This is a genomic window from Rhodanobacter sp. B2A1Ga4, assembly GCF_018101315.1.
GTDB lineage: Bacteria > Pseudomonadota > Gammaproteobacteria > Xanthomonadales > Rhodanobacteraceae > Rhodanobacter > Rhodanobacter thiooxydans_A.
In genome coordinates, this window is the sequence record NZ_JADBJR010000006.1 from 156,831 (window position 1) to 165,019 (window position 8,189).

The 8,189-nt window shown below is 70.1% G+C and carries 8 protein-coding genes and 1 pseudogene; all 9 read right to left on the reverse strand.

What is annotated here, in order from left to right; genetic code table 11:
- Nucleotides 1-17: 17 nt before the first annotated feature.
- Nucleotides 18-1,226: a beta-ketoacyl-ACP synthase I gene (gene fabB / locus IMW82_RS16555; RefSeq protein ID WP_211005374.1), complete on the reverse strand. Its 1,209-nt coding sequence runs from the start codon at nt 1,224-1,226 to the stop codon at nt 18-20.
- Nucleotide 1,227: 1 nt separating this feature from the next.
- Nucleotides 1,228-1,743 (reverse strand): 3-hydroxyacyl-[acyl-carrier-protein] dehydratase FabA, encoded by a 516-nt coding sequence (gene fabA, locus IMW82_RS16560; RefSeq protein WP_008439404.1) that lies wholly within the window; start codon nt 1,741-1,743, stop codon nt 1,228-1,230.
- Between the two features lie 127 nt (nt 1,744-1,870).
- Nucleotides 1,871-3,319, reverse strand: a complete 1,449-nt coding sequence (locus IMW82_RS16565; protein WP_211005375.1) for an FAD-binding protein — start codon at nt 3,317-3,319, stop codon at nt 1,871-1,873.
- Nucleotides 3,316-4,341 carry a quinolinate synthase NadA gene (gene nadA, locus IMW82_RS16570; protein WP_211005376.1) on the reverse strand — a complete coding sequence of 342 codons (1,026 nt, stop codon included), beginning with the start codon at nt 4,339-4,341 and terminating at the stop codon, nt 3,316-3,318. Before nadA ends, IMW82_RS16565 begins: the two co-directional genes overlap by 4 nt.
- A gap of 201 nt (nt 4,342-4,542) precedes the next feature.
- Nucleotides 4,543-4,926, reverse strand: a complete 384-nt coding sequence (locus IMW82_RS16575; RefSeq protein WP_211005377.1) for a putative zinc-binding protein — start codon at nt 4,924-4,926, stop codon at nt 4,543-4,545.
- Nucleotides 4,923-6,176 carry a hypothetical protein gene (locus tag IMW82_RS16580; protein ID WP_211005378.1) on the reverse strand — a complete coding sequence of 418 codons (1,254 nt, stop codon included), beginning with the start codon at nt 6,174-6,176 and terminating at the stop codon, nt 4,923-4,925. Before IMW82_RS16580 ends, IMW82_RS16575 begins: the two co-directional genes overlap by 4 nt.
- Nucleotides 6,157-6,438 (reverse strand): DUF2249 domain-containing protein, encoded by a 282-nt coding sequence (locus IMW82_RS16585; protein WP_108471025.1) that lies wholly within the window; start codon nt 6,436-6,438, stop codon nt 6,157-6,159. The genes IMW82_RS16580 and IMW82_RS16585 overlap by 20 nt, the downstream gene beginning before the upstream one ends.
- 74 nt (nt 6,439-6,512) lie before the next feature.
- The gene (locus tag IMW82_RS16590) at nt 6,513-7,769 is read right to left on the reverse strand and encodes an alginate export family protein (RefSeq protein WP_211005379.1); all 1,257 of its coding nucleotides are present in this window, start codon (nt 7,767-7,769) and stop codon (nt 6,513-6,515) included.
- A gap of 218 nt (nt 7,770-7,987) precedes the next feature.
- Nucleotides 7,988-8,189 (reverse strand): annotated as a pseudogene (locus tag IMW82_RS16595) (cytochrome c); the annotation flags it as partial.

Below are 8,189 nucleotides of genomic sequence, written 5' to 3' on the forward strand. Positions count from 1 at the left end.
TCGGCTGGAGCGCGCCGTCACACCCTGGCGAATACCAGGCTGCCATTGGTGCCGCCGAAGCCGAAGCTGTTCGACATCACCGTGGTCAGTTTCGCCGGGCGGCTTTCGCGCAGGATCGGGAAGCCCTCGGCGCGCGGGTCGAGTTCGTCGATGTGCGCCGAGCCGGCCATGAAGCCCTCGTTGAGCATCAGCAGGCTGTAGATCGCCTCGTGCACGCTGGCCGCGCCGAGCGAATGGCCGGTCAATGCCTTGGTCGAGGACAGCGGCGGCACCGCACTGCCGAACACCTCGCGCACCGCATTGAGTTCGACGATGTCGCCCAGCGGCGTGGCGGTGCCATGGGTATTGAGGTAGTCGACCGGCGCGTCCACGCCGGCCAGCGCCATCTGCATGCAGCGCACTGCGCCTTCGCCCGATGGCGCCACCATCTCGGCGCCGTCGGAAGTGACGCCGTAGCCGACCAGCTCGGCGTGGATGTGCGCGCCGCGCGCCTTCGCGTGCTCGTACTCTTCCAGCACCAGCATGCCGCCGCCACCGGCGATGACGAAGCCGTCGCGACTAGTGTCATAGGGACGCGAGGCGGTGGCCGGCGTGTCGTTATGGTGGCTGGACAGCGCACCCATCGCGTCGAACTGCGCGGTCATGCCCCAGTGTTCTTCCTCGCCGCCGCCGGCGAACATCACGTCCTGCGCGCCGTGGCGGATCAGGTCGGCGGCGGCACCGATGCAGTGCGCCGAGGTGGCGCAGGCCGCGGAGATCGAATAGCTCAGCCCCAGGATGCCGAAGGCCGTGGCCAGCGAAGCGGACACAGTCGAGCACATCGTGCGCGGCACCATGTACGGGCCGATCTTGCGCACGCCCTTCTCGCGCAGGATGTCGCCGGTCTCGATCTGCCACTGTGCGGAGCCACCACCGGAACCGGCGATCACGCCGCTGCGCGGATGGCGGATGTGCTCGATGGCCAGCCCTGCATCGGCGATCGCCGAACGCATCGCCACGTAGGCGTAGGCGGCGGCATCGCCCATGAAACGCTTCAGCTTGCGGTCGATCGCGGCGTCCAGGTCGATCTGCGGCACGCCCGCCACGTGGCTGCGCAGGCCGCGCTCGATGTATTCCGGGATCGCCCGGATGCCGCTCTGGCCATCGCGCAGCGCGCGCGCCACCGTGGCCGGAAGATTGCCCAGGCACGACACGATGCCCATGCCCGTCACTACGACACGCCGCATCTCAAAAACCCTCGGTGGTCTGGAACAGGCCGACGCGCATGTCGCTGGCCTCGTAGATCAGACGATCGTCGACGAAGGTCTTGCCGTCGGCGATCACCAGCCGCAGCTTGCCGCGCATTACGCGGCGGATGTCGATCTCGTAGCGCACCAGCTTCGCTGTCGGCATCACCTGGCCGGAGAACTTCACGTTGCCCACGCCGAGCGCGCGGCCACGGCCGGGTTCGCCCAGCCACGGCAGGAAGAAGCCGCTGAGCTGCCACATCGCATCCAGCCCGAGGCAGCCGGGCATCACCGGATCGCCGATGAAGTGGCAGTCGAAAAACCACAGCTTCGGATGGATGTCCATTTCGGCGTGGATCAGACCCTTGCCGTAGGCACCACCTTCCTCGGAAATCTGCGTGATGCGATCGAACATCAGCATCGGCGGCGAAGGCAGACGGGCATTGTCGTCGCCGAACAGCTCGCCGCGACCGCAGGCACGCAGCTGTTCGTAGTCGAAGGAGGAAGGACGTGTCATGAAATACTCGCGGGGTGAGGAACGCCCAGTGTGCCAGCTGCGCGCCGTCCTGTCTTGACGCCGATCAACCGTGCCAGCCCGTACGCGCGCGCATTGAAACCGGCCGCCATCGCGCATGCCGATCGCTTCAGCGCGGACAGCCGCGATCCTCCCGCCAATGCGCGCCCAGCGCATGCCGGCGCAGGCACATCGCGCGCAGCAGCGCCTTGCCCAGCCGCGCCTGCCAGCCGAGTTCGGCCAGCGCCGCGCAGGCCCGCCATGCATCGCGCAAGGTACCGGCCTCGCGCATCGGGCCGGCCGAGCGCCACAGCAGTTCGCGCAGCGCGGCGAGCTGGGCCGACGGCAGGCTTTCGCCACGCTCGATCACGCGAAGCGGGCCGTTGCCGGACGCCGGTACCGTCGCGTCCGCCAGCAACCGGCCCAGCCGGCGGCCGCACAGCACGCCTTCCAGCAGCGAATTGCTGGCCAGCCGATTGGCGCCGTGCACGCCATTGCAGGCCACCTCGCCTACCGCGTACAGGCCCGGCACGCTGGTGCGCCCGTCCGCATCGGTGGCCAGCCCGCCCATGTGGAAATGCGCCGCCGGCGTCACCGGCAGCGCCTGCCGGCGCGGATCGAAACCGTGCGCCAGGCATGCAGCCAGCACGGTGGGGAAACGCTTTTCCCAAGCGCCGTCCACCGCGGTCGCGTCTAGCCAGACCCGCCCACCCGCTGCCTGCTCTGCAGCCACGCGCCGCGACACCACGTCGCGCGGCGCCAGGTCGCCCAGCGGATGCAGCCCCGCCATCAGCGCGTTGCCGTCGGCATCGTGCAGGCGGGCACCGGCGCCACGCAGCGCCTCGGTGATCAGCGGCAGGCAGTGGCCCGGCACGTCGAACGCGGTGGGATGGAATTGCACGAACTCCAGGTCGCGCGGTGCAGCCCCCGCCGCCAGCCCCAGCGCGAGACCGGCGCCATCGGCACCCGGCGGATTGCTGGTGCGCGCGTACAAGGCACCGATACCGCCGGTGGCCAGCACCACGGCCGCCGCCTCGACCTGCTCATGACGGCCGCGCTCGTCGCGGGTGCGCACACCCACCACGCGCCCTTCGCGCAGCAGCAGGCCATCAACATCGACACCGCCGCGCCACTGCACGTGCATGGCTGCCTGCGCCTTGGCGCGCAACGCCCGCACCAGCGCGGCGCCGCTGGCATCGCCGCCGGCGTGCACGATGCGTGCCGCACCGTGGCCACCTTCGCGGCCAAGCTGCAGATGGCCCTGCGCATCGCTGTCGAACACAACCCCCTGCGCCTGCAGCCAGGCGATCGCCGCGGGCGCCTCGGCTGCCAGCCACTGCACCATCGCCGCGTCGTTGTGCTGCGCACCGGCGGCCAGCGTGTCGGCAGCATGCGCGGCGGCGCTGTCGCGCGGATCAAGCGCCGCGGCGATGCCGCCCTGGGCCAGCGCACTGGCGCTGCCGCAACCATCGTGGGCGCGGCACAGCAGCCGCACCGGTGCCGGCGCCATCGCCAGCGCCGTGGCCAGCCCGGCCACGCCGCCACCCACCACCACGATCGGCAGGTGAGCGTGCCTCACACGCTTTCGCGCCGCCCGATGGCCAGCATGCGCTCCAGCGCAGCGCGCGCACGCACACTGACGTCGGCGGGAATCTCGATCGCGTGGCGCATGTCGCACAGGCAGGCGTAGATGTTCTGCAAGGTGATCCGCTGCATGTGCGGACACAGGTTGCACGGCTTGATGAACTCGGTCTGCGGAAACTGCGACTTGAGGTTGTCGGCCATCGAGCACTCGGTGATCATCGCCACCCGCGCCGGCTTCTCGCGCGCCAGCCACTTGCCCATGGCGGTGGTGGAGCCGACGAAGTCGGCCTCGGCCAGCACCTCGGGCGAACATTCCGGATGCGCCACCACCCTGGTGCCGAACTGCTCGCGCACGTGCCGCACTTCCTGCGCGGTGAAGCGCTCATGCACTTCGCAGCGGCCGTGCCACAGGACGATTTCCACCTGCGTCTGCTTGGCGATGTAGCGACCGAGGAACTCGTCGGGCAGGAAGATCACCTTCGGCGCGCCCATCGCCTCCACCACCTGCACCGCGTTCGCCGAGGTGCAGATCGCATCGGACTCCGCCTTCACCGCGGCCGAGGTGTTGGCGTAGCTGACCACCGGCGCGCCGGGGTGCTGCGCGCGCAACGCACGCACGTCGGCCGCGGTGATCGAGGAAGCCAGCGAGCAACCGGCTTCCAGGTCGGGCAGCAGCACGGTCTTTTCCGGCGCCAGGATCTTCGCGGTCTCGGCCATGAAGTGCACGCCGCACAGCACGATCAGCTCGGCGTCGCATTCGGCCGCAGCTTGTGCCAGGCCGAGCGAATCGCCGGTGATGTCGGCCACGCCGTGGAAGATCTCCGGCGACTGGTAGCTGTGCGCCATGATCACCGCGCCGCGCTGCTTCTTCAGCTTGTTGATCGCGTCGATCCACGGCAGGTGCAGCGGGATCTCCAGGCACGGCACCAGCGGTTCGAGCCGCTCGGCCAGCGCGGCGTATTCGTGTTCCAGTTCGTCGCGCCAGACCGGCACGGGCAGGTTTGCGGAGGCGGTCATGCTGATCGCTTTTCGATGGAGGGAAACGGACGGGCTCAGGCGGTGGCGGCGCGGCAGACGGATGCGGCGTGCCGGCCCGGAGGCTCCGCCGCCCGCGGCAAACGGCGCGGCAATGGCCGTGGAAGGATCGCGCTGAAAATTGGGCCGGGCATGGTGGGCGGCATCATGGCCGGCCCGACCGCTCGCGCGCCTTGACCCACGTCAACCATCCTGCCCGGTGGCGGCGAGTGCCTGTGCCGCCGGCAGCACGTCGGCGGCGTACAACCGCTGCGCCTCGGCCGGATCGAAGTCGGCGTGCTGGCGTTTCTTCACGCCATGCTCGGAGAGCACCACATGGATATCGGCCGCTACGCCCGCGTTGGCAAGACAGGCCGCAACGCACTTCAGCACGCAACCGTCCAGCGCCAGGATGCGCCGCCCGCTTCGTGCGGTGCGCACCAGCCCGGTGACGCCGCCGCCGACGCCGGCGATGCAGGACATCTCGGCGACGCCGGCGCGATCGAGTTGCAGCGCCAGGTGATTGGCCATCTGCGCCGCACTGGAGCAACCGGAACAGGAATAGACGAGCGGCAACTTGACACTCACGGGCGAGGCTCCACGGTCGACAGGAATTGATTCGCGCGCCGGCGCACGCCGCGCAGCGTCCACCACGCGACGCCCCACGCCAGCACCAGCGCCAGCCCGGCGACACGCGCCAGCCACGCCGATGGCCACAGCGCGGCAGCCGGCAACAGCAGCAGCGGCAGTTGCGCCAGCAGCGCGCGGGTCTTCTCAGGTGTCGGCAGCAGCCGCTGCACGCCGGGCAGCTGCACGCCACGGCCGATGCGCCGGTGCAGCTCGATCCAGCCGATGAAGGGCACGATCTCCAGCATCATGCCAGTGACCAGCAACGGCAGCGCGACACCTAGCCCCAGCGCGCCGGCCAGCATGCCGCCGCGCACGTCCGCGAGCAGCGCCAGCGCGGCCAGCGCCAGCGCCATCAGGCCGGCGCGCCAGCTCCACAGCAACGGCCCGCGGCGCAGTCGTGGCGCACACCATTGCAACCACAGCCCGGCGACGGCGAACGCCAGTGTGAGCACGGCCACCGTGCCGACCAGCCAGGCGCCACTGCCATCGGCCAGCCGCCAGACAGCCGCGCCGAGCAGCATCAGCAGCGCGCTGCCCAGCCACGCCGCCTGCACCGGTTCGCGCAGCGTGCCGGTACCCTGGAACATCGGCATCACCACCCGCGCCACGCTGGCCATCAGCACCACCACCCAGCCCAGCACGCCCCAGCTCGCATGCACGTCGGCGAGTGCTGCCAGCGGCAGGGCCAGATAGCCGGCAAGACCCAGCGCCAGCAGGCCGCCGAGCAGCGCGGTAAGCACGGCGAATCCGATCGCCACGCCGAAGCCCGCGCGCAGCAGGCGCTGCCCGGCCGCGGTCAGCAAGCCGGGCACGGTCATCGCCGCCAGCAGCACGAAGGCCAGCGGCAGCAGCAGCGCCGCGGCGATCAGGGCGATGCGCCAGCGCTGGTGCAAACCCGCCATCAGCAGCAACACACCGAGGTTGAACAGGCCATGCAGCCACGGCCCCAGCGCCGCGCTGCCGCGCACCCGCACGCCGGCGGCGGCAGGCAGGAACTGCAACACGCTGCCGAGCATCGCGTTGCCCAGCACGCCCAGCGTGAACACGTGTACCAGGGCCAGCGTGGCTGGGTTCCAGCGCATGCGCAGCGCCGCATCGCCGTCGACGATCAGCAGCGCGCCGGCCAGCACGCCCCAGCACGGCGCGCCGAGCAGGAAGCGCCGCGGCAGCGAGGGTGCCGGTGCCTGCTCAAGCCGCAGCTGCGTCATCGCCGTCCGGGCAGCGGATCAGCACGCGCGCACCGCCGGTCGGTAAGGCAAACGCTGTCGCCTGCAGGCCGCGAGATGCCAGCGCGTCGAGCAGCGGCGTGGGCATCAGCGGGGTGAGCACCTGCACCGCCTGTCCCGGCAGCAAGGCGTCGGCCGCCGCCAGCGCACGCAGCATCGGCTCCGGCGACGGCAACCAGCGCAGGTCGAGTTCGGGGAATACCGCGTCGTCGACGCGGTGTCGGGGTGAGGGCTTCGCTTGCATGGCGCCATCTCAACGCAGCGGCGGCACGAGCGCGCTGACCTGGATCAACGCGCCCGCCGGCGTTACCGCTTCGTTCAACGCGCGCCGGCCAGTGCCTGCTGGCCACGCCACTCCAGTTGCAGCCACAGCTTCGCGCTGTCGTGGCCGAAGCCATCGGCACGATAGTTCGCCACCTTGAGCAGACCGCTGAGGCCCTGCGCCAGCGGAAACGCCAGCGAGGCATCCCACTCGCTGCCGTAGCGGCCGCCGCGATCAGCGCGGTAGTCGTGGTAGGCCACCGCCCAGCCCAGCTTGCTGGCCACACCATGGCGACCGAAGTTGCCGTTGACGCCGGCGTAGCGATCGTCCAGCCCGCCAGCCGGGGTCACGGTGAACTGGTCGTCCCAGCCGTTGAACGCGTGCAGCGTGGCCAGCGGTGTCTGCAGCGCATGCCGGCCGTTGCCGCCCAGGTGTTCCCAGCCCAGCTTCGCGGTGATCCCGGACTGCGTCCAGCCCGGCTCCAGCAGCCAGTAGCTGTGCGCGAAGCGCTGTGGGTTGTTGGCGTAGTCATATTGCCGCGCTCCTTCCAGCGTCCAGCCGAGGCCATTGCCCTGGCGCAACGCCTTGCCGCTCCAGCGCACGCCGTAGGTGGCGCTGGAAGCGCTGGCCACATCGCGGTCCTCGTGCAGGTAGGCATAACCCGTCCACTGCTGCGCGTCCTGAGTCCACCCCAGATTGAGCAGATGGGTGTTCAACTTGCGCTCGCGCGCGAGCGGGTTCAGCGCATCGCGGCCGGCCACCCGGTGCACGCGATCGAGCCAGTCGTAGCGTACCGTCAACGCCGCCAGCGGTTGCCAGCGCAATTCGACCGCATCGAAGGTCTGTTCGTGCTGGCGCCAGCCCACGTTGCCGACCCAGCGCTGGTTATCCAGCAGCAGCCGCTGGCGACCGGCGGTGGCACCGAACCGGTCGCCCTGCCAGCGCAGCCAATACTGGTTGAACTCGCCGCCGCGCGGGTCGGTCACCGCCGGGTACAAGGTGCGGCCATTGGCGCCGCTGTTGTAACGGTCGCCGGCACTGGCCACGCCGGCGCCTTCGACCAGGCCGCTCCAGCCATGCCCGAACTCGCCATGCAGAGCGAGGCGCAGGCGCAAGGTGTCAGCCCGGGCGTCGCGCGCGAACGCGTCGTCGTCGACCTGTTCGTGGCGCAGGCGGGCATCCCACTCCAGTTGCCACGACGGTGCGGATGCCGCCGGGCCGCCGGCGTCGGCGGTTGTGCCGGCCGCCCAGGCCGGGGCGGCCAGGATCGCGAGCAGGCAGGCGGCCGAAAGATGATTGCGTGCATGTTTCATGGTGTGGCTCCCTTGAGGTCCGCGGCAGTCTCGGGATGTGCACGCGCGACCAAGTTGATTTCGGTCAATCGCCACTGGTGTCGGCTGCGGCTGTGACAACGCGCCGCGGCCGCGCGGTGCGACCAGACGACAACGCCGGCCATGAGGGCCGGCGTTGCGTATTCCTGTTTATCATTTTGGACGTTTTTACCGCCAAAATATTGGCGCGATCATCCCGGTCAGTGTACTGGCGCCGCGACTGCGGGTGCCTCGGCGCGTGCCTTGGCTACCTCTTCCTTGCTGATCTGCCCGCCCGGGTTGCCCCAGCTGTTCAGCACGTAGGTCAGGATGTTCGCCACCTCGTCGTCATTGAGTTGGCTCATCGGCGGCATCACCGAGTCGTACTCGTGGCCGTTCACCGTGACCTTGCCGGTCAGGCCG